At 63.9% G+C, this 19,220-nt stretch carries 18 protein-coding genes, 1 tRNA gene and 1 riboswitch; of the genes, 7 read left to right on the forward strand and 12 right to left on the reverse strand.

What is annotated here, in order from left to right; translation table 11 throughout:
* Positions 1 to 37: 37 nt before the first annotated feature.
* Positions 38 to 514 carry an Hsp20 family protein gene (locus tag VOI18_RS07670; RefSeq protein WP_323761813.1) on the reverse strand — a complete coding sequence of 159 codons (477 nt, stop codon included), beginning with the start codon at positions 512 to 514 and terminating at the stop codon, positions 38 to 40.
* A 221-nt stretch (positions 515 to 735) separates the two neighbouring features.
* Between VOI18_RS07670 and VOI18_RS07675 the strand changes: the two genes are divergently transcribed.
* Together VOI18_RS07675 and VOI18_RS07680 are read left to right on the forward strand one after the other, a co-directional pair.
* A complete protein-coding gene (locus tag VOI18_RS07675; protein WP_323761814.1) occupies positions 736 to 1,668 on the forward strand; it encodes a class I SAM-dependent methyltransferase in 933 nt (310 codons plus the stop codon).
* Positions 1,665 to 2,333 carry a hypothetical protein gene (locus tag VOI18_RS07680; protein ID WP_323761815.1) on the forward strand — a complete coding sequence of 223 codons (669 nt, stop codon included), beginning with the start codon at positions 1,665 to 1,667 and terminating at the stop codon, positions 2,331 to 2,333. Before VOI18_RS07675 ends, VOI18_RS07680 begins: the two co-directional genes overlap by 4 nt.
* Here VOI18_RS07680 and hisN read toward each other — a convergent pair.
* The 3 genes from hisN to VOI18_RS07695 all read right to left on the reverse strand — a co-directional run bounded on the left by hisN (position 2,330) and on the right by VOI18_RS07695 (position 4,560).
* Positions 2,330 to 3,133, reverse strand: a complete 804-nt coding sequence (gene hisN / locus VOI18_RS07685; RefSeq protein WP_323761816.1) for a histidinol-phosphatase — start codon at positions 3,131 to 3,133, stop codon at positions 2,330 to 2,332. The genes VOI18_RS07680 and hisN overlap by 4 nt on opposite strands.
* Positions 3,134 to 3,197: 64 nt before the next feature.
* A complete protein-coding gene (locus VOI18_RS07690) occupies positions 3,198 to 3,584 on the reverse strand; it encodes a helix-turn-helix domain-containing protein (protein WP_011644435.1) in 387 nt (128 codons plus the stop codon).
* A 127-nt stretch (positions 3,585 to 3,711) separates the two neighbouring features.
* On the reverse strand, positions 3,712 to 4,560 hold the full coding sequence (locus VOI18_RS07695) for an N-formylglutamate amidohydrolase (protein WP_323761817.1): 849 nt from the start codon (positions 4,558 to 4,560) through the stop codon (positions 3,712 to 3,714).
* Positions 4,561 to 4,734: 174 nt separating this feature from the next.
* On the opposite strand from VOI18_RS07695, the gene cpdR reads away from it, so the two are divergent.
* The gene (gene cpdR, locus VOI18_RS07700; RefSeq protein WP_075188630.1) at positions 4,735 to 5,100 is read left to right on the forward strand and encodes a cell cycle two-component system response regulator CpdR; all 366 of its coding nucleotides are present in this window, start codon (positions 4,735 to 4,737) and stop codon (positions 5,098 to 5,100) included.
* 130 nt (positions 5,101 to 5,230) lie between these two features.
* Here the strand turns inward: cpdR and VOI18_RS07705 are convergent, their stop codons facing one another.
* Positions 5,231 to 8,278 carry a TonB-dependent receptor plug domain-containing protein gene (locus VOI18_RS07705; RefSeq protein ID WP_323761818.1) on the reverse strand — a complete coding sequence of 1,016 codons (3,048 nt, stop codon included), beginning with the start codon at positions 8,276 to 8,278 and terminating at the stop codon, positions 5,231 to 5,233.
* Between the two features lie 321 nt (positions 8,279 to 8,599).
* Here VOI18_RS07705 and VOI18_RS07710 point away from each other — a divergent pair.
* From VOI18_RS07710 to VOI18_RS07720, 3 genes are all read left to right on the forward strand, one after another.
* Positions 8,600 to 8,674 (forward strand) — tRNA-Val (locus VOI18_RS07710).
* A gap of 17 nt (positions 8,675 to 8,691) precedes the next feature.
* The gene (locus tag VOI18_RS07715; protein WP_323761819.1) at positions 8,692 to 9,603 is read left to right on the forward strand and encodes a Stf0 family sulfotransferase; all 912 of its coding nucleotides are present in this window, start codon (positions 8,692 to 8,694) and stop codon (positions 9,601 to 9,603) included.
* 82 nt (positions 9,604 to 9,685) lie between these two features.
* Positions 9,686 to 10,771, forward strand: a complete 1,086-nt coding sequence (locus VOI18_RS07720; protein WP_323761820.1) for an Mrp/NBP35 family ATP-binding protein — start codon at positions 9,686 to 9,688, stop codon at positions 10,769 to 10,771.
* On the opposite strand, the gene VOI18_RS07725 is transcribed toward VOI18_RS07720, so the two are convergent.
* The 5 genes from VOI18_RS07725 to VOI18_RS07745 form a co-directional block, all read right to left on the reverse strand.
* Positions 10,764 to 11,525: an ABC transporter ATP-binding protein gene (locus tag VOI18_RS07725; protein ID WP_323761821.1), complete on the reverse strand. Its 762-nt coding sequence runs from the start codon at positions 11,523 to 11,525 to the stop codon at positions 10,764 to 10,766. The two genes, VOI18_RS07720 and VOI18_RS07725, sit on opposite strands and share 8 nt — an antisense overlap.
* Positions 11,522 to 12,502, reverse strand: a complete 981-nt coding sequence (locus VOI18_RS07730) for an iron ABC transporter permease (protein ID WP_323761822.1) — start codon at positions 12,500 to 12,502, stop codon at positions 11,522 to 11,524. Before VOI18_RS07730 ends, VOI18_RS07725 begins: the two co-directional genes overlap by 4 nt.
* Entirely contained in the window at positions 12,499 to 13,380 is an 882-nt protein-coding gene (locus VOI18_RS07735) for an ABC transporter substrate-binding protein (protein WP_323761823.1), read from the reverse strand. The genes VOI18_RS07730 and VOI18_RS07735 overlap by 4 nt, the downstream gene beginning before the upstream one ends.
* Positions 13,316 to 15,214 (reverse strand): TonB-dependent receptor plug domain-containing protein, encoded by a 1,899-nt coding sequence (locus VOI18_RS07740; protein ID WP_323761824.1) that lies wholly within the window; start codon positions 15,212 to 15,214, stop codon positions 13,316 to 13,318. Before VOI18_RS07740 ends, VOI18_RS07735 begins: the two co-directional genes overlap by 65 nt.
* Before the next feature lie 112 nt (positions 15,215 to 15,326).
* A riboswitch (cobalamin riboswitch) is annotated at positions 15,327 to 15,523 on the reverse strand.
* Positions 15,524 to 15,556: 33 nt separating this feature from the next.
* Positions 15,557 to 16,441, reverse strand: a complete 885-nt coding sequence (locus VOI18_RS07745; RefSeq protein WP_323761825.1) for a WecB/TagA/CpsF family glycosyltransferase — start codon at positions 16,439 to 16,441, stop codon at positions 15,557 to 15,559.
* A gap of 162 nt (positions 16,442 to 16,603) precedes the next feature.
* On the opposite strand from VOI18_RS07745, the gene VOI18_RS07750 reads away from it, so the two are divergent.
* Positions 16,604 to 16,843, forward strand: a complete 240-nt coding sequence (locus tag VOI18_RS07750) for a hypothetical protein (RefSeq protein WP_323761826.1) — start codon at positions 16,604 to 16,606, stop codon at positions 16,841 to 16,843.
* Here the strand turns inward: VOI18_RS07750 and mnmD are convergent.
* The gene (gene mnmD / locus VOI18_RS07755) at positions 16,825 to 18,582 is read right to left on the reverse strand and encodes a tRNA (5-methylaminomethyl-2-thiouridine)(34)-methyltransferase MnmD (RefSeq protein ID WP_323761827.1); all 1,758 of its coding nucleotides are present in this window, start codon (positions 18,580 to 18,582) and stop codon (positions 16,825 to 16,827) included. The genes VOI18_RS07750 and mnmD overlap by 19 nt on opposite strands.
* The gene (locus VOI18_RS07760; protein ID WP_323761828.1) at positions 18,579 to 19,145 is read right to left on the reverse strand and encodes an alpha/beta hydrolase; all 567 of its coding nucleotides are present in this window, start codon (positions 19,143 to 19,145) and stop codon (positions 18,579 to 18,581) included. Before VOI18_RS07760 ends, mnmD begins: the two co-directional genes overlap by 4 nt.
* Positions 19,146 to 19,220: the final 75 nt, after the last annotated feature.

Genomic DNA, 19,220 nt, shown 5'->3' on the forward strand with positions numbered 1-19,220 from the left:
CAATCGGAGGGAAATTCAAAAGACCGTCAGCGACGGGTCAGGCAGCTTTCGTCTTGCCGCCCTCGATCAGCCGGGCACGCTTGGTACCGGCGCCGGATTTGATTTCAATCCGCTTCGGTTTGGCCGCCTCGGGAATTTCCCGGACCAGGCGGACCTGCAACAGGCCATTCTTCAGTCCGGCGTCCGCCACTTCGACATGATCGGCCAGGTGGAAACGGCGCTCGAACGACCGCTCCGCAATTCCGCGATGCAGGAAACGGCGATCATCGGTGTCGGTTTTCTCGCCGATGCGACCGGATACGGTCAGGATGCTTTCCTGCACTTCGACGACGAGGTCTTCTTCACCGAAACCAGCCACTGCCAGTTCGATCAGGTATTCGTCATCAGCAACGTGCTGGATGTTGTAGGGCGGGTAGCCTTGGGATTCGATCTTGGTGGCCGAGTCCATCATGTCCGCGAGTCGATCGAAACCGACGATCGAGCGATACAGGGGCGTGAAATCTACAGTTCTCATTTCAGTCCATCCTCCTTCAGAGCGACAAACAGGCCCGGGCATCCGGGCGGGTTGGTGGAAGCCAGATCCGACGGATCCTGGCACGGTAGGCGAGCCCCGAATGGCGACCCGCCCGAACTATTTGGGTAGGCGTTTTGTCCGCTGCAACCCCCCGCAATCAGGATTTGCGCACAACCCCGGCCTTGGGTACCAATTGCGCATCTCATCCAGGAGTTTCCAATATGCGTCATGCTTCCCTTCTCGCGCTTCTCGCCGGTACCGCCGTTCTGGCCGCCTGCAGCAATGAACCCGCCGACACAGCAGAGACCCCTGACACGGAAGCGCTCGTTGAGTCCGGTCCGGACGCGGCCGTCACAGACGTCGCCGAAGGTCCGGTCGCACCGGACCTGACAATCCTCGCAGAGGTCATCAATGCAGACTGGCGCGACGCTGACCGGGAGCGTGACCAATGGCGCAATCCGCAGGAAACGCTTGAGTTTTTCGAAGTCGACCCGAGCGGAACCATTGTTGAAATCTGGCCGGGTGGCGGTTGGTACACCGACATCATTGCCCCCTGGGTGAACGCCAATGGCGGTCAGTATGTCGCCGCTCATTTCGACCCGGAGTCCGACAGCCAGTACCGTCAGCGCTCGCGGGCTTCCTTCGACGCGCACGTGGCCGACACGGCCGTCTTCGGAAATGTGATGACGGTCAGCTTCAACAGTGACACGCAGCTCGCGCTTGAAGCCGGCTCCGTGGACACCGTCCTGACCTTCCGCAACATCCACAACTGGATGTCCCGGGGTTTCACCGAGCGCGCCTTTGCCGATTTCCACACCGTCCTGCGCCCCGGCGGCGTACTGGGTGTCGTCGAACACCGCCTGCCGTCCACGCGGGAACAGGATCCCGGCGCACCGAGCGGATATGTCCAGCAGGCCTATGTCATCGCACTGGCCGAAGAGGCCGGTTTCGAATTCGTTGGCGCATCAGAGATCAATGCCAATCCGGCCGATACAGCGGATCATCCGCTTGGTGTCTGGACCTTGCCGCCGGTGCGTCGCAGCCCGCCGGCCGACAGTGAGCTGGCCGCTGATTTCGACAGGGACGCCTACGACGCGATCGGCGAGAGTGACCGCATGACCTTGTTGTTCCGCAAACCGGCCGCAAGCGAATGATGCGCGCAGTCCTGATCGCGCTCGCACTGGTGGCGGGGCTGGTCTCGGCCGATGCCCTCGCGCAGCCGGTCGAACGCGAGGCCGGTCCCCTGCCCCGCTTTTTCCCGCATCGCACGACCTATCTTGAGCTCGACCCCGACCAGCGATCCCATTTCCGGCTGGCTTACCGGATCTCCTCACAGACCGGGATCGCGGTTGAGGATATCCGGATGTGGTTTGAGCGCGATGGCGAGACCATCCTCTTCGGGATCGATGAGACCGGCCTGATCACCCGCTTGCCGGACCGGTCGGACCTGGAAGCAGAGCCGACGGTCTGGATCAATCAGGAAGGCGGTGGCATGTCCTTGAACTTGCTGTTTGAGGCGACCTTGCCCGGCGGACCGCAATACTCTGCCGACGACCTCGGTCTGGCCCTGGGCCAGGCCAACCACGCCATTCGGCGGGCTGCCGGTGTGGCGGCGCTTTTCGCGCCGAACTTCAAGACCCTGGTGTTCGAGTTCGACGGCCCCGCACCCACCGCCATCGCGGTCCATGAGGACGGAACGACCACGCCGCTCACGGTTCAGGAGAACCGGGTCATGTTGCGTCCGCGGGACCGGTCAATGCGCAATCTGGTTCGGATCGAGCTGGGGGAAATGCCAAGACGGGTCTTGTTGGACAGCTAACCGACAGCCGCAGCATCGGCGAGCAGCCGCAGCGCTTGTTCAAGCAGTTCGGGCGTTGCGGCAGCAACAACCTGCCCACCGGCGGACGCGTCGCCGCCGGACCAGTTCGTAACCACTCCCCCAGCCCCGGTCACAACGGGGATCAGAGCTTGCACGTCATAGATCTGGAGACCACTTTCGATCACCAGATCAACCCCGCCGGTCGCGATCATGGCGTAGGCATAGGCGTCGAACCCGAAACGACACAGCCTGACTTTTTCCCGCACGGTCTCGAATGCGCGCCGCTCGGCGCCTTCAAACAGGTAGGGATCCGTGCTGGCCATGATGGCCTGGTCGAGGCGGTCACAGCGCGATACGGCCAGCGGTCGGACATCGCCGGCCCGATGGCAGGCAGCGCCGCCCGGCCAGCCGACAAAGCGCTCACCGATATGGGGTTGGTCAATCAGGCCGATCCGTGGATGCCCGTCCACCTCAAGGGCAATCAGTACGGTCCAGGTGGGAAGGCCGGCAATAAAGGCGCGGGTGCCGTCGATGGGGTCAAGGACCCAGCGTCGCCGACCGTGCCCGTCTGTTTGGCCGAACTCTTCGCCCAGCACGCCATCGGTTGGAACCCTTGACGCCAATACATCGCGCATGGCCTGTTCGGAGGCCCTGTCCGCCGCCGTCACGGGGTCGAAACCAGCCGTCAGCTTGTTGTCGACATCCAGGACGGTGCGAAAATACGGTGCTATGGCCGCTCGCGCCGCGTCTGCCATGGCGTGGGCGGTTTTCAGATCGGACGGGTCATCATGTTCTGACATGCAAAGGCGCCTAGCACGGGCGGCGAGCCGGTGCCAGTTGCCTTCGCGCCAAGTCCACCCAGGATCAGGCCGCGTCGTTTGCCGCTTCTTCCGGTTCCAGTGACTTGGCCAGTTCAAGAAGGCGTTTGCGCGGACGTTCACCGAGCCGGTAATAGGCCCGGATTAGGTCGACGGTTTCTTTCTGGGAGAGGACATCCGCGGCCAGCGTGTCATCGCCATTGACCTCGTCGCGCTTGGACAGGCCCTCGTAGAAATACTGGACCGGCACATCGAGCGACTCGGCGAGCTCGAACAGGCGGCTCGCGCTGACGCGATTGGCGCCGCACTCATACTTCTGGATCTGCTGAAAACGGATACCGACCGACTCGGCCAGTTGCTGCTGGGTCAGGCCCAGAAGCCGGCGTCGCCGGCGCAAACGTTTTCCTACATGAAGGTCGATATCACTGGTCATAACTACTCGCCGCCTAATCTTCGCGTCTCAAAGTGCGCCGGGATGAGACGCACACCTCACAGGAGAGCAAAGCGCGTGCCGGGCGAAGGCAGCCTCCAGTCTTCGCCTGAAATGGGCATGAATGTGGCTAGAGGCAGGAAGACCAGTCAGTTCCGGTCAACGCGTTGACAAATCGACGTAATTTTTCAGTCAACTTGGCGTGATCTGCGGTCAGCCTGACCCGGTTTTCATCCAGATACAGACCCCGATTGATCTCGATCTGGATCACATGAACGGCTTCATGGGGACGCCCGTAGTGTTCGGTCGTATGCCCTCCCGCATAAGGATTGTTCCGAACTGTAACGAGTTCCAGCTCCCGGAAGATCGATTCGACGCGGTCGGTCACGGCTGCATGGCAAGAGGTGCCGAACCGGTCACCCAGGACGATATCCGCGCCGCGGGCGCTGGACGCGGGCATGGAGTGCATGTCGGCCAGGATAACGTGTCCGAACAGGGCCTTCAGCCCGGCAATTTCTGTGAGAAGTGCCTGGTGGTAAGGGTGATAATAGCGGTCCAGTCGGTCGCGAGCCTCCGCAAACCGCATCCGACCTCGATAGAGGGGCCGGCCCTCCGCACCGATGCGGGGGATGACACCCAGTCCGGACACAGCACGGCGGGAAGGCTGGATATCGGTGATCGGAATGCGGTCGGAGAACATGCCCGGATCCACCTCGCCGGCGCCGCGATTGACGTCGACAAACACCCGGGGAAACTCGGCACAGATCAGGCTGGCACCAAATTCTGGTGCACACTCAACCAGTTGATCGACATACGCGTCCTCCGAACGCCGCAACATCTCGATAGGCAGCCTTGTCGACGCCCGCAATTCGGCGTCATAATCACGCCCGGAATGCGGTGACGCCAGAATGACGGGGCGGGCCTGGCCGGCGTCTGGCCGCCGGATCCGCACGACCCCGTCACCCCGTTGCGGCTGCACTGGTCCGTCGCCAGCATTTGTTTGAGGCGCGCAAATGGTGGGAATCGTGGGTACCATCGGTCGAGATTGGGCAGCTGCTCCCCGCCGGTCAAGGATGGCAGCGCGTTCAGGCCGTTTTTACCAGATGGCTGTAGGATGCCGTCAGTTTGAGAATTCGCAAGGGTGGGAACCAAGATGGCAAAGATTCTTCTCGCGGAAGACGACGACTCGATGCGCGACTTCCTGGCCAAGGCGCTGAAGCGTGCCGGGCATGAGGTTCTGGTGTGTTCCGACGGTGAGGAAGGCCTCGATGCGATCGGCGAACAGCCGGCGCAGTTTGACCTGCTGCTGACCGATATCGTGATGCCCGGGGTCGATGGCATCGAGCTGGCCCGTCGGGCCGCTGAAATCGATCCGGCATTGAAAATCATGTTCATCACCGGCTTCGCAGCTGTTGCGCTCAATCCGGGATCGGGCGCGCCGACCAATGCGAAAGTGCTGTCCAAGCCCTTCCACCTTCGCGAGTTGGTGGATGAGGTGGCCCGGGTGATGGCTGCCTGACCAGGCTGCCCAGCGAGCCTTGAAAGAAAACGCCGCCTGATCGGGCGGCGTTTTTTTGCGACCGGGCGTCGCGCAAAGAAAAGGGGCCGCCCGAAGGCGGCCCCGATCCTTGTCGTCGAAGGTCTGGGACTTACCAGGCCTTGCGGACGTTGACGTAGAGGCGACGACCGAGGAGGTCGTAACCGGAGCCGAGCACTTCACTGCCCGAGCCCTGGGTTGCGCCAGACGCGTTCTGGTCAACAACCGCCGGGTCTTCGTCGAGCAGGTTGTTGATGCCGACGGTGATGCCCCAGGTGTCCATTTCCCAGTTGGTGGAAAGGTCGTGGTAGTAGACCGCATCCCAGCTGTCGACGGCATCGCCACCGAGCTCGGAAGCCGCCTGCAGACGATCACCGTAGTTGACGCCCACGACGTTGGAGATGGAAGCCTGCTCACCCAGGTAGCGGATGCGCCAGTTGATGTTCCAGTCACCAAAATCGAAGCGGTTGTTCACGGTACCGCGCCATTCCGGGTTACCCCAGTCACCAACGAAGTTGTTGGTGTCGGAAGCAGCCGTGGTCTGGCTCAGGATCTCTTCAGACTTCGTGAACGTACCGTTCATGTCGTAGTTGAAGCCACCGAACAGATCGATGTCCATGTTGAAACGACCGTTGAAGTCCCAACCGGTAGCTTCCTGCGTGGCCACGTTGAACGGTGTGTTGTCAACGAGCAGCAGTTGGCCGGTGTTCGTGTCACGCGTACGGCGTGCACAGAACGGGTCGTTCGGGAAGTTGGTCGAGCTGTAGCACTGAGACAGCGAGAACGCCGTGCCCGGGATCGCGATGGAGTCCTGGACTTCAATACCCCAGTAGCTGACCCGCAGCGACGCATCGAATGCATCGGTGAACGGCTGGTCGAAAACGAAACCGATCGAGAATGCATCGGACGTTTCCGGCTCAAGGCCCGGGTTACCTGCACGGAATGCCTCGATCGAGGACACGCCATTCAGGCCGAGGGCCGTCGGATCGACACCTTCAGCGAAACAGTTCGCCAGCACCTGGGCGTCACGACCGTCATTGGCCGGATCATAAACGCCGCTGTTGTTGGCAGCCGTCGGAACCACACACGGATCGGAGAAGCCCGAGGCAAAGCCGGTCTGGCCGCCCAGGAACAGCTCGCGAAGGTTCGGAGCGCGGAAGGACGTACCAAGGGTACCGTTGAAGGTCAGGCTGTCATTGACAACCCAAGCACCACGAACCGAGTAGGTCGAGTTCTGACCATAGTACTCGTGGTCGGTAAGACGACCGGCGAGATCAACCGTGATGTCCTCGGCAAACGCTGCACCGGAAACGAGCGGAACCGAAAGCTCGCCGTAGTACTCGGTCAGGGACGCTTGGCCAACAGAGCGACGGTCGGCGAAGTAGCCAGCCGCACGACCCTGCGAGGTCACGGTGTCCGTACCGGAGTCGAGCGAGTCACGACGCCATTCGATACCAAACACTGCATTCACTTCACCAGCCGGCAGCTCGAAGAGCGGACCCGTGGTGAAACCGCCCATGATGAGCTGGTCAACAGTGGTGGTTGCCGTGCGGTCGATACGCAGGAAGTCATACTCTTCCTGGGTATTGAACTGCGGTCCGGTCACGCCGTCATTGGGATACAGCGACGATGCGAACAGGTTGACCGGCACACAATTGCCCGGGTTCAGGAAGCCGAACAGGGTGACGTTGGAGTTGTCGTAACCACAAACGATCTGGCCGCCTTCGACACGGGTCGTGGCGATGGTTGCGGTCAGACGGTCTTCGTCAACCTGCGGACGACGCGAGTAACCCATCGAGCGGGTGTAACCAGCGAACATCTCGTACGACCAGGACGGAGCAAAGCTCCAATCACCCTGAACGCCCGTCATGAAGCGGGTGTACTGGGTTTCCACGTCGATGTTGGAACGTTCGATCGGCGAAGCGAAGATCGGAACGACATCGAAGCCGAACGGGTTGAACGGGTTGGAAGCGCCCACGGTCGGGAAGATCTGGCCGTGGTAACCGGAACGGTAGGTCGTCTGCGAGTTGGTGTGAAGCAGCTCGGTGAAGACCGTCACGTTTTCCTGACCCAGGATGCGGTCGATCGTGTAATCGCCCGTAAACAGGAAGGAGTAACGCTGGCTGTCCGGAATCACGTCCGTGGCCTGGTCGAGATAGCCCGAACGATACTGCTCATCCCCGGAGTTACCGGTGGACCAGCCCTGGATCGGGTTCACGAAGTTCGACGTACCCGGCGTGGAGTACATGTCGGTCGAGAACAGACCCGGGTTGGCGAAGTAAGACGCCAAGTTCGGAGCGCCATCAACATAGTAGTTGAATGCGCGGATCCGGTTGATGATGGAACCTTCACACTCGGACAGCAGCGAGCCGTCAGCCGCGATTTCGATATCGCGCGAGCAGTACAGGCCGTCGGTCGGATCGTAGTTGTAGTCACGATCCTGAACCTGCAGACGCTGCTGGTGGAAGTATTCCATGGCGAACATGAAACGGCCATTCTCGGAAGAATCGCCCATCGTCATGTTCCAACGGTGCGAACCACCACCGGACTCTTCCGGTGTGGACGTCACGAAACCAACGCGGAAGCCATCGAACGAATCGTTCAGAATGACATTGACCACGCCGGCAACGGCATCAGAACCGTAAACCGAGGACGCGCCATCCAGCAGGATGTCGACGCGCGCGATGGCATCGGTCGGAATGATGTCGAGGTTCGGCAGCGACGGAGCGCCTTCAACGCCCGACGGAGCGACACGACGGCCATTGATCAGCAGCAGCGTCTGGTCCGGATTGAGACCGCGCAGCGTGATGGTGTTCGAACCCGGGCCGGCGTCGGTGACGAAGGCACCGGCGATGGCGTTGTCGAGCTGAACGCCCTGGGCCACAGATGACGTCTGGAGAATTTGCGCGGCGTCGATCAGACCAGCGTCGCGGATTTCCTCAGAGTCGATAACCTGAAGCGGTGCCGGCGAGCTGAAAGCGTCGCGGCGGATACGAGAACCGGTGATGACAATGGTGTCATCGCTGGACTCTTCAGCTTCTTCGTCTTCGTCCTCGTCCTGTGCTTGTGCGTAAGCCGGCGACATGGTCAGACCGACGGCGGCAAAGCCAGCGAGGATGGTTGAGCGCAGAAGACGCTCACGATCCCAAATATTGCTCACGATTGTACCCCTTTGTTACGTGTCACCCGGATCCGCTTTGGCGCAGATCTCGGGATGGTCGGGTATCACCCTACCTGTTGCAACTATGTCGAAGGCAGTAGTGCGATGAAAGCAGGACTCACCGCGCTGCCGCATTTCTGTCGTAATTGTTGCAAAAAAGTCATAGCGCATTCAGACCACCGCAACCTGCCGGCAAGGACCGAACGGCGCTCAATTCGGGCCGGGCAGAGGGTCATGTGCCATGTTCCTGTCATCGGGTGCGACAGACGGCTTGCACTCTGCGAAAGCTGTGTTTAGAAACCCAGCTCTCTTGAGACGGATGGGCGATTAGCTCAGCGGGAGAGCACTTCGTTGACATCGAAGGGGTCACTGGTTCAATCCCAGTATCGCCCACCATCAAGTCTCAGGTCGCCATGACATCGTCCAACTCACCGCCGACTGCCAGCATCAGCAGCAACGCCCGGACGCCACAGATCCCGGCGACCGCTGGCCTTCCTTACAATACGATGTCGGAAATGTTCGACTATCTGGCGAAGGAAGGGTTCAACCTCAGTGGCGACCCGCTGGCGCTTGACCAGATCGAGATCAAGAAGCGGTATGCAATCTGCCTCGTGCCCCGCTCAGGCAGCACATTCCTTGCGCATCTGCTCAAGGAAACCGACAGGTTTGGCTTCCCCAATGAATGGCTGGCGGTTGCGCTGGCAGAAGAACAGGCCCGTGAAACCGGTGCCGGCGATTGGGACACCCTGTTTCGCCGCGTCATGGCGCGCCACGCGTCGCCCAACGGGATCACCGGCATTGAGCTGGCCCTTGCCCATCTCTCCTGGGGTCGCCAGGCGACCGGCAGACAATCGATTCTCGATCCCTCATGGGCCTATTTCTATCTGCGTCGGCGCAATATCGTGCGGCAGGCGATCTCCATGCATGTCGCCCACCAGTCCGGCGTGCTGCACTCCTTCCAGCTTGATGACGATGCCCGCCGGGTGCGCGATGCTGTCCTCTATGACACGCCGGCCATCCGCAGCTGGATCAAGTTCCTGCAGGACGAGGAACTCAAATGGGAGCGCGAGTTCGGGAGCCTCGGAATCGAACCTGTCCGCCTCTATTACGAAGACATCACGACCCGGCCCGAGCGCGCCGTGCGCCTGTTCTCCAACGTGCTCGGCCTGTCCGAGACGCCCGCCGGCAAGACCAGCCCGATTGAGCGGGTCGGCACGTCGCGGACCGATGAATGGGAAGATCGCTATCGCTCGGAGGATGGGGATTTCCTGGCATCATTGGCGTATCACCGGCCGTTCGTGCACACACCGGTCCAGATGACCTGAACGGACCTGGCGCACTGCGTCTGCGCCCTACCGCGACGCGACCCGGATCGCTATGTCTCCCTGACGACTTGGGAGACCCGTCATGGACGACCGACTGCGCGACGCCCTGAAAACCATTGCCGAGCAACAATCCGGCCGCGACCTGATCGACGCCGGGCGGATCGAGGCGGCCGGGGTCGCGGGTGATACCGCCACGATCATCGTCAAGCCACCCGTCGCCGGCGCGCCCGATCTCGATCGCCTCCAGCCCAAAATCGAGGAGGCCGTCTCCGCACTCGACGGCGTCAATCGGGTGCGGGTTGTCATGACCGCGCACCGCGAAGGCCAGGGCAAGCCGGCGCCGGCTTCCAAACAAGCCCGCAAGACCGCTCCCCCTGCCACCAAACCGGCCAAGCGGATCATCGCGGTTGCTTCAGGCAAGGGTGGTGTCGGCAAATCCACCATTGCTGCCAATCTCGCCGTCGCCCTGGCCCGTGAAGGCCTGAAGGTCGGCCTGCTGGACGCCGACATCTACGGACCGTCCGTTCCGCGCCTGTTCGGCCTGACCGACGTGCCCGGCCTGCGCAAGACCGATGCCGGCGTTCAGCCGGTCGAGGCGCATGGCGTGAAGCTGATTTCGATGGGCTTCGTCGTGAAGCCGGGCGCGGCTGTGGTCTGGCGCGGCCCGATGGTGCAGGGCGCGATCCGCCAGTTCATGCTGGAAACCGAGTGGGGCCAGCCGGACGTTCTTGTCATCGACATGCCGCCCGGCACTGGCGACGCGCAGCTGGCAATCGCCCAGGACCTGCCGGTAGACGGGGCCGTCATCGTCTCCACGCCGCAGGACCTGGCCCTCGATGATGCCCGCAAGGCCATGAGCCTGTTCGAACAAACCCATGTGCCGCTGCTGGGCATGATCGAGAACATGAGTGTTTTCCTGTGCCCGCATTGCGGCGAAAGCAGCCACATCTTTGGTGAAGGAGGCGTGCGCGCCGAGGCTGAAAGGGCCGGGCTCGCCTATCTCGGCGACATCCCGCTGCATCCGGAATTGCGGGCGCGGTCCGATGCCGGCCAGCCAGCCGCGCTGGACGATGGGCCGGTCGGCAAGGCTTTCCGCAAGGCGGCGCTGGCCGCGCTGGACGCCGCCGACATGGTCGGCAAGCCGGCCCCGACGATCACCGTCAGCTAGGCAATCGCAGTCCGCCGCTCGTCAACCCGTCCGGCGCCTCGACACCAAAGGTCTCCGCCAGCACGGGCGGCGCGAGCGCCAGCGCCGGCGCGCCATCGGTCACGATCTGGCCGGCATCGAGAACAATCACCCGGTCGGCGTGGCGCGCCGCCAGGTCAAGCGCGTGCAATGACACGACGACCAGCGTCCCGCGGCGGGCTTCGGCCTGCAATATCTCCATAACGGCCAGCTGGTGCCGTACGTCCAGCGCGGCCATGGGTTCATCCAGCAGGATGGTGCCGGCCTGCACCGACAGGGCGCGAGCCAGCAGGACCCGGGCTTTTTCGCCGGACGACAGGGTATCAAAACGCCGGTCGGCGAGGTGCCGGGTTGCGGTACGCTCGAGCGCGGCATCAATCGCCTCCTCATCGTCTGGCCCGACGCGTCGCAGGGGCTTGAGGTGCGGGATTCGGCCAAGGGCCACCAGGCGGCGCACGGACACCGGCCAGCTGGCCCGTCCGTCCGGCGGCAGATAAGCCAGCGTCCGGGCCCGTTCGGCGTCATCCAGGTTGACCAGCGAACGCCCGTCATGCCGGACATCGCCACCCTCCGGTACCGCCAGGCCGGCAAGCACTCTGAGAAGGCTGGACTTGCCCGCACCATTGGGTCCCACCAACGCCACCAGGCCGGCATCCTGCAGGGTCAGGGAAAGCTGCACGAACAGGTCGGTCGGCCCGGGCCGATAGGTGACGCGGTCAAGGGTCATGCCGGTCATGGCGCCATCCTTTGCGTCTGACGGACCAACCACAGGAAGAAGGGCGCACCGATCAAGGCCGTCAACACACCCAGATAGAGTGGTATTCCGGGGCCCGACAACAGGCGGGTTGCGAGGTCCGCCAGCACGATCAGCAATGCGCCGCCAAGCGCCGACGGCAGGATCAGCGCGCCGGGTTGATGTTGCACCAAGGGTCGCAACAGGTGCGGGACGACCAGCCCCACAAACCCGATCGCGCCGGCGACGGCAACGCCGCCACCAACCGCCAGCGCAGTGCCGCCGACGACCGCCAGCCGCACGCGACCCAGGGCGACCCCCAGCGACCGGGCGGTGTCCTCGCCCAAGCCCAGCGCATCCAGACTCCTGGCCAATGGTGCCAGCACAAGCAGGCCAGGAAGAATGACCGGCGCCGCGAAACCGACTTCTGTCCAGCTGGCATCATTGAGCGAACCCATGAGCCAGTAGGCGATCTCGGCCAGCGCCCAGGGGTTGGGCGCAAGGTTCATCAGCAAGGCGGTAAACGCTCCCGCTGTCGCATTGACGGCAATACCGGCGAGGATCAGCGTGGTGGCGCCGGCACCGCGTCCTGCGATCAGAAACAGCGCCGCCACACCCGTGGCCGCGCCCACAACACCCGCCAATGGCAGGGCCAGGGCGAACGCCGCCGACCATCCGAAATACAGCGAAATGACCGCGCCCAACCCGGCGCTGGCCGAAACACCGATCACGCCGGGGTCGGCCAGCGGATTGCGGAAAAAGCCCTGCAGGACAGCTCCGGATGCGCCCAGACCCGCCCCGACCAGGGCGCCCAGCACGACCCGCGGCAGGCGCAACTCCCACAGGACAAGCCCCGCCAGCCCGTCATCTCCGGCCAGAAGGTCCGCCAGACCGGCGGCGCCACTGCCCATGACCACGCTTGCCAGACCGCAGACAAGCAAAGCGGCCACGAGGACAAGGTTGAGTCTCACTGGGGTCATTGTCCGACCTCCCACGCGTCGATGGCGTCGGCGATCATTTCCGCCGCGTCGATGAGTCCAGGCCCGGCGCAGGGCCACAGTCCGGCCGGAATGTCGACCCGGTCGGGGTGGTCCAGCAAACGGCGGTAAACACGGTGCCGGCTGGCCCGGTTGTAGGTGCTCGCATACCCGTCGAGGAAAAAACTGGTCAGCAGGATGTCGACATCCAGCCGCAAGGCGAACTCCGGGTCGGACCGCGTCCATCCGACTGCGCCTTGCCCGGCGACCGCATTGATTCCACCCGCCGCGGAAATCGCGGCGTCGACATAGGTACCGACTCCGGCCGATCCGCCCGATACGCTAAGATAGGCGATTCGGGGTGTGTGCGCGCGCGCCGCTGCGCGTTCGGCAAGGGCCGCCAGGCGCTGATCAAGATCGTCGATCACGGCATCAGCCCGGCCCGCATCACCGGTCGCCTCGGCCAAGGACCGAAGGCTGTCGCGAACGCCGGCGAAGTCATCCGTCCAGGCCAGCTCAAACGCGCGATAATCGGCTCGCTCCAGCAAACGCGCCGTGCGCCCGCCCTCACCGGCCGCGAAAACCGTCAGCGCCGGCGACAGCGCGAGCAGCCTCGCTGCATCCGGCCAGGCCCTGGGAAGCGACCTGGACCAGGCCGGCGCCAAGGATACCGGCTGATCGACCTGCCAGGAGAGCGCCGTTATCCTGTCCGCGTCGACAAGCGCCAGCACATAGGCGTCGGCACACAACGAGGCCGAGGCGACACTGGTTGACGGCGCCGCCTCCTGTGCCTGCGCAAACCCCGCAAGGGCCAGGCTAGCCGTGATCGAAGCGCAGGCCGACATAAAGGCCGCGACCCGGTGTGTGATATCCGAAGACATCCTGATACTCCTCGTCGAGCAGGTTATCCCCACGCGCATAAATCTCGATCCCGGGACGGACATCCCAGCCAAGCTGGCCACCGACCAAGGTGTAGGCATCCAGCGTCACCGGCTGGAACGTGCCGAAATCGGTGTCGGTCTGGTCGCCTGTGTGATCGAGCGTCAACGCGGCGGAGAACGGCCCTTCGGCTGGCACCCAGGCCAGCGTGAGTGAAGCCAGTCGCTCCGGTCGCCGGATCTCGGCAACACCGTTCTCCTCACTTTCAAGGGCGGTCAGTGATCCGAACAGCGACCAGTCCTGATCGATATCCCAGCTGCCAAACACTTCCACACCCCGGCGAGTCGAGCGGGTCGGTGCATTCAGCGCTGTCGCCGGGAAAACCGAGAAGTCGGTGTAGATTTCATCTTCCAGCTCAGACCGGAAATAACTGACCGATACCAGCGCCGATCCGTCCAGCAAGGTCTGGTCCCAAGCCACCTCCCAGCCACGCGAGCGCTCCGGTGTCAGGGCCGGGTTGCCGACGAAGAAAGCGGGAAAGAAGCCGAACAATTCGAACACGCCGGGATTCTTGACTGCCGCGCCGAAATTGCCCCGCAGGCGACCATCAACCGGCTCGACATCCCAGCCGACGCCGGCGCGCCAGGTCGTGGAATCGTCGAACAGGCTGTGGACGTCCCGACGAGCCGACAGGGTCAGATCCCAACGCCCCCGGGAGAGCCCGTAGTCAAGCGCCAGCGCGTCGGTTGACAGCTGACGGGATTGATTGGAACCGGCGCCGGGACCGGCATGCGACTTCAGCCGGTCCTGGTCATGTTCCAACAGGCCGGTCAGTCGGTGTTGCACCGGCCCGGTCTCCCAGTGGCCCGTGATCTCATAGTGCGCCTGCAGCCTTTGCCCGAACGATCGGGCCGTACGGTTGCCGGCCGAAAATGTCTGTGATGTGTCATCCGTCAGTTGCAGTGCCGTCTCATGACTGAGACGAAGGCCGCGCCAGTCGTGCCGGGCGAGCAGCGCTGCCCGGGCAAGGACCGTGTCGCCTTCTGTGCCCAGATCGGCATTGTCCAGCCGTCCGTCAAAGTCGGTATCGCTGTCATGTTCGCTCCGGCTTTCAATCCGCCTCACCGAGGCTTCAAGCCTCAATTCTGGACTGATCGTCAGGCCGCCGGACACAGCCGTCGTGACGTTGTCATAGCCGTCCCGTTCTGCGTTCAGACCCGATACGTCGATGCCGTCACCCTGATAGTCGCTGATGCTGGCTGACAGCCAATGACCCTCGGCCGCAGTGCCGGCGCGCAGCGACATGCGCTGCGTTCCGAAACTGCCCGTCTCGATCCGCGCGCCGGCGCTGAAGCCACCGCCCGGTCTCGCCGAATTCAGACGGATCACGCCGCCGATCGCATCCGCACCCCACAAGGCAGACTGCTCTCCGCGCGCCACCTCGATCGATGCGAGATCGTCAAACACATAGTGCGAAAAATCCGCTTCGCCGGTGAACGGGTTGGAGGCCTCAACCCCGTCGATCAGGACCAGGACATGATTGGCCTCCGAGCCGCGGGCCCGGATCTGGGTCAGGGCACCGGGCGCTCCCGAGCGGGACATCGCCAGGCCGGGAACAGCCCGCAGCGCGTCGGCCGCAAAGCTCGCACCACGGGCTTCCAGCATGTCAGAATCCAGCAGGGTGATGCTCGATGTGGCCTGCTCGGCCGGCAGCGCGATCCGCGCGGCCGTCACGTAGACAACGTCTTCATCGCCTGCGGATTGCGCGATGAGCGGGGAGGTCAACGCCAGACAAGAGGTCGCCAGCCAGAGCTGGTGCCAGGTTTTGGTACGCATGTGCCACGTCTCCATAGCATTGTCGCCCGAGGCCAGGGCGGCCTCCGGCGGGTTGCAGAGGAGTCGTCAGAAACGGGTATCACCGCGCCGGTCTCGTGAGCTCCCGCACGAGCGGACAGACGACAGTGACGGCAGGTCTTCCGGCTTGCGGGTCAGTGCGAATGAAGCGCCTTCCCGGGGTCGCCCCCAGTGGCTTGAGTGCCTCACCGCTCACCGCCTACGGCTGCGGGAACAGCGCTGGACTTGGCCGCAAGGCCTGACCAGCTTCCCTATTATTCCCGTGAGGGAACCATCACGGCGCGGACGCTAGGTCGGGCCGGTTCAAAAGGCAATCTTGCAGGATCAGTCGCGGCCGGCGAGCTCGCGCTCGAGATTGCGGATGCGCAGATGAAGATTGCGCTCCTTGACCCGCTCCGGCGATCCCAGCGCCAGCTCCAGCTTTCGCATGGAGCGGCGGGTCTTGCGCCACCGGCGCCACAACAAAAGGACTTTCGGGCCCTCCACGAGATAACGACGCCACATCCGCGACGGTTCCTGGGCCAGACGGTGCAACCATTCCAACCGCAATCTCTGCATCCAGACCGGTGCCCGGCGGGCCGTCCCGGCCAGAAAGTCCAGCGAGGCGCCGACGCACAGCCCGACCCCCGTACAATCACCCCGGTCCAGGCAAGCCTCGGCGATCATCTCCTGTTGCGGAGAGCCGACGCAAAACAATGTGAAACGCGACGGATTTTCAGCGACAAAACGGGCACAGGCCTCAACGGCTTCCCGGTTGTCACGCAATCCCATGGGCGGCTCATGCCAACGGACATCGGTCAGTTTGTAGCGGGCCGTCACGGCTTCGATGACGGCCTTGGTTCCGCCAATGATGGTCAGCGGCTGATCCGGGTCGATGGCCTCGTCAAACAATCGCTCGGTCAGGTCGGAGCCCGGCGTCACATCGATCGTCTCCCCGGAGATCCGCCCGATCAGCTCCAGCACACGGCTGTCGCACACGGTCAGCCAGGCCTGGGCATACAGCGTTGCCAACACGGTATCGGTCTCGAGACGGACCAGGTGATCAACATTGGGTGTGACGACAAAGGCAAACGGACTGGTGGCGGGACGCTCTGTGATCCGGCGCATGGCAACATCCATGCCGATCTTGTCAAAGGCAGAGTTCAGGAACCACACGTGTCGCGAACCGGAACGCCGGTCGATACCGTCTTCTCCCACAGCCATCACCATTCAGTACCACCTTGTCTCGATACGCGTCAGTTCGCGCGCTTGCCCGCGTCCCGTGCAAATCCCGCGCCGCAAATTGCCGCCCCGGGCTGCATCCAAACGTGGGCATGGCGGCATCCAAGGAGGCGTACCCCTGCGCGGGACGTGTGGAACAGGAGACATGACATGGCGGCCAGACCGGTATTCATCGCGGCGATCCTGGCAATCGCAGTCGCCGTGCCGTTGACCCTGCCTTATGCGTCCGGCGCTGCCATTGCCGTGACAATCGGCCCGGTCGCCCTCGAGGCATCGCGAAGCGAGGGGCTGGCCATCACTATCGACCCGGCTTGCTTGGGGACTGACTGCCCGATCGCATCCCTGCGCATCGCGACGGTCAACCGGCCGACCTACCTGGCCGGGCTCTGACCGGCTCGCCGCAACCGGCGTTCCGCAAACCGTCCGGGCGCAAGAGCGTCGCGCGCCGTTGATGCCAATGCCGCCACACCACCCGTGAGTTCGCTGGCCAGATCTTCGGCCAGCAGCGGCGCATGCGCGAATCCGCGTGATCCAAGCCCGGCGAGGATCGAGGTTTGTCCTGCAAGGTCACCCACGACCGGTAGCCGGTCCGGCGTTGTGCCGCGCACACCCTGCCAACGTTCCCGGACTGCACCCAGAGCCAGACCCGGGAGATGGTCGGCGACCGATGCCCGGAAGCCGGCCTCGGCCTCGTCTTCCGGACCCACCTGGTCACCCCGCTCATGGGTCGCACCGACCAGCACACCGCCCGGCGCGGCGCACGCGTAATGCCCCCATGCTGCAGGTCGCTCCGGTGGCCTTCCGTCGAACACCGCCAATTGTCCGGCGCTGGCCTGAAGCTCGGGATAGAAGTCCTGCGCGCCGCAGCCGGCAGCGACCACAAGGTGGCCAACCTCGAAACGGCACCGACCGTCCGCGTCATACAGGCCGACACCGCCGTCCAGCGGTTCAGACCGGACAATCCGGACGGGATGACACTCGGTCGGTCCGATGAGGTCAGCGACCAGTTTTTGCGGTACGAAGCGACCGGCCGTCAGCATCATCAATGCCTCACCCGTCCAGTCGAGATGATCGGGCATCCAGTCGGCGAGGAGCGCGAAACGTTCGGCTTCCCGCTGGTCCTTGGGCAGCCGACAGACAGGTTCGGCATGAAAACCGGGCCGACCGTCATACAGGCGACGGGCATAGTCGAAGGCCGCCAGGGTTGCCCGGACATGCGGCCTGTCGGCCTTCTCGAGGCGCGGCGTCAGCAACCCGGCCGGCGCGCCGGAAGCCCCGGTGGCCACACCGACGCTGTCAATGAGAACCACCTCGACCCCGCGCCCGCGCAAGGCATGCAGGAGACTGGCTCCGGCGATCCCCGCGCCCAGCACAGCCACGGGCCCGTCCACCCTGCCGGCCGGGATGTCCCCCGCTTGACCCGGCCAGACCGCTTCAAGCCGCTCGCGCTTGCGGCCGAAGCCGGGGCGCTTGGCGACCTGGAAACCGGCCTCCGCCAGGCCGCGCCGGACAAAGCCGGCAACCGTGAATGTCCCGACCCGCGCGCCGGGAGCCGACAGTTCGCCCAACCGGTCGAAAACTACCTGCGACCACATTGCCGCGTTCCGGTCGGGCGCGAACCCGTCGAGGAACCAGGCGTCCACCGGTCGGGTCATTTGCGACAGCGCCGCCTCGACCTCATCCTGGAAGATGGTGATCGCGAACCCGTCCCCGGGAAAGACCAGCCGTTGCGGACCCCGCAAACGGCTCGGCCATTGCGCCAGCAGCCGCGCGGCGAGGTCTGACAGTTCGGGCCAGGCGGCAAAGGCCCGGGCCGCGGCGTCGCGATCAAGCGGGTGTTTTTCGACGGTGACAAAGTCCAGCCAGCCATCCACCGGGCGCGTCTGGCGCCAGAGCTCCCAAAGAGCGAGGGCATTCAGCCCGGTGCCAAACCCCAACTCGCCAACCACAAAGTGCCGGCGTCCAGCCCAGGCTTCTGGCAGACCGCAGCCGCGCAGGAAGACGGCGCGCGTCTCCTCCAGCCCGTCTTCGGCCGAGAAATAGACATCGCCATAGGCACTGGCACGCGGACCGCTGGGTTGCGACCAGTCGAGGTCGGCCGGGTCGCAATAGAGCCCGTCCGGGGTCATGCTGCGGGGGGGTGCAGGGACTGGGTGAATTTGGCGAAGGCCATCAGGCCTTCCGGCCACGGACCATGGCCGCTCTCGGCCTCGAAATGGCCCGCCTCGCCGGCATTGCCGAAGCGGACGTCCCAGTCGCGGGCCCAGCTTTCCGCCTTGTCGATGTCACAGGTCGGGTCATTGGAACTGGCCAGGACCAGCGCCGGGAAGCCCAATGGATCGCGGGGAACCGGGTCGAACCCGTGATCGCCGAACTTGTCCTTGAGTTCCGGTCGCTCCCAATCGGACGCACCGACCAGAAAGGCACCCGCCACCTTGCCGGCAAGTTTCGGCGCGGCATGGGCGACGGTGAGGACGCCGACCGAGTGCGCCACCAGAATGACCGGCTTTTCGGCGCGCTGGACCGCTTCGACCAGGCGCGCGGTCCAGGCGTCACGCTCGGGACGCTCCCAGTCATCCTGCTCGACCCGTCGGGCCGTGGACATCTTGTCCGCCCACCGGCTCTGCCAATGGAAGGGCGAGGCATTGCCCAGCCCCGGAACGATCAGAATTTCGCTGTCCTTGATTTTCATGCCGCTCTTCTAGACCCAAATTCCGGAACTGCCAGCCCCGAGATAATGAGCGATTGCACAAAAACAATGGCGCGA

Origin of the sequence: Maricaulis sp. (assembly GCF_034670125.1) — a bacterium.
Lineage (GTDB): Bacteria > Pseudomonadota > Alphaproteobacteria > Caulobacterales > Maricaulaceae > Maricaulis.

Excerpts from the sequence above, each read along its gene's own strand:
- VOI18_RS07670 (WP_323761813.1), bottom strand. The coding sequence starts at position 514 with ATGAGAACTGTAGATTTCACGCCCCTGTATCGCTCGATCGTCGGTTTC.
- VOI18_RS07675 (WP_323761814.1), top strand. The coding sequence starts at position 736 with ATGCGTCATGCTTCCCTTCTCGCGCTTCTCGCCGGTACCGCCGTTCTG.
- VOI18_RS07680 (WP_323761815.1), top strand. The coding sequence starts at position 1,665 with ATGATGCGCGCAGTCCTGATCGCGCTCGCACTGGTGGCGGGGCTGGTC.
- hisN (WP_323761816.1), bottom strand. The coding sequence starts at position 3,133 with ATGTCAGAACATGATGACCCGTCCGATCTGAAAACCGCCCACGCCATG.
- VOI18_RS07690 (WP_011644435.1), bottom strand. The coding sequence starts at position 3,584 with ATGACCAGTGATATCGACCTTCATGTAGGAAAACGTTTGCGCCGGCGA.
- cpdR (WP_075188630.1), top strand. The coding sequence starts at position 4,735 with ATGGCAAAGATTCTTCTCGCGGAAGACGACGACTCGATGCGCGACTTC.
- VOI18_RS07715 (WP_323761819.1), top strand. The coding sequence starts at position 8,692 with ATGACATCGTCCAACTCACCGCCGACTGCCAGCATCAGCAGCAACGCC.
- VOI18_RS07720 (WP_323761820.1), top strand. The coding sequence starts at position 9,686 with ATGGACGACCGACTGCGCGACGCCCTGAAAACCATTGCCGAGCAACAA.
- VOI18_RS07725 (WP_323761821.1), bottom strand. The coding sequence starts at position 11,525 with ATGACCGGCATGACCCTTGACCGCGTCACCTATCGGCCCGGGCCGACC.
- VOI18_RS07730 (WP_323761822.1), bottom strand. The coding sequence starts at position 12,502 with ATGACCCCAGTGAGACTCAACCTTGTCCTCGTGGCCGCTTTGCTTGTC.
- VOI18_RS07735 (WP_323761823.1), bottom strand. The coding sequence starts at position 13,380 with ATGTCTTCGGATATCACACACCGGGTCGCGGCCTTTATGTCGGCCTGC.
- VOI18_RS07740 (WP_323761824.1), bottom strand. The coding sequence starts at position 15,214 with ATGCGTACCAAAACCTGGCACCAGCTCTGGCTGGCGACCTCTTGTCTG.
- VOI18_RS07745 (WP_323761825.1), bottom strand. The coding sequence starts at position 16,441 with ATGGTGATGGCTGTGGGAGAAGACGGTATCGACCGGCGTTCCGGTTCG.
- VOI18_RS07750 (WP_323761826.1), top strand. The coding sequence starts at position 16,604 with ATGGCGGCCAGACCGGTATTCATCGCGGCGATCCTGGCAATCGCAGTC.
- mnmD (WP_323761827.1), bottom strand. The coding sequence starts at position 18,582 with ATGACCCCGGACGGGCTCTATTGCGACCCGGCCGACCTCGACTGGTCG.
- VOI18_RS07760 (WP_323761828.1), bottom strand. The coding sequence starts at position 19,145 with ATGAAAATCAAGGACAGCGAAATTCTGATCGTTCCGGGGCTGGGCAAT.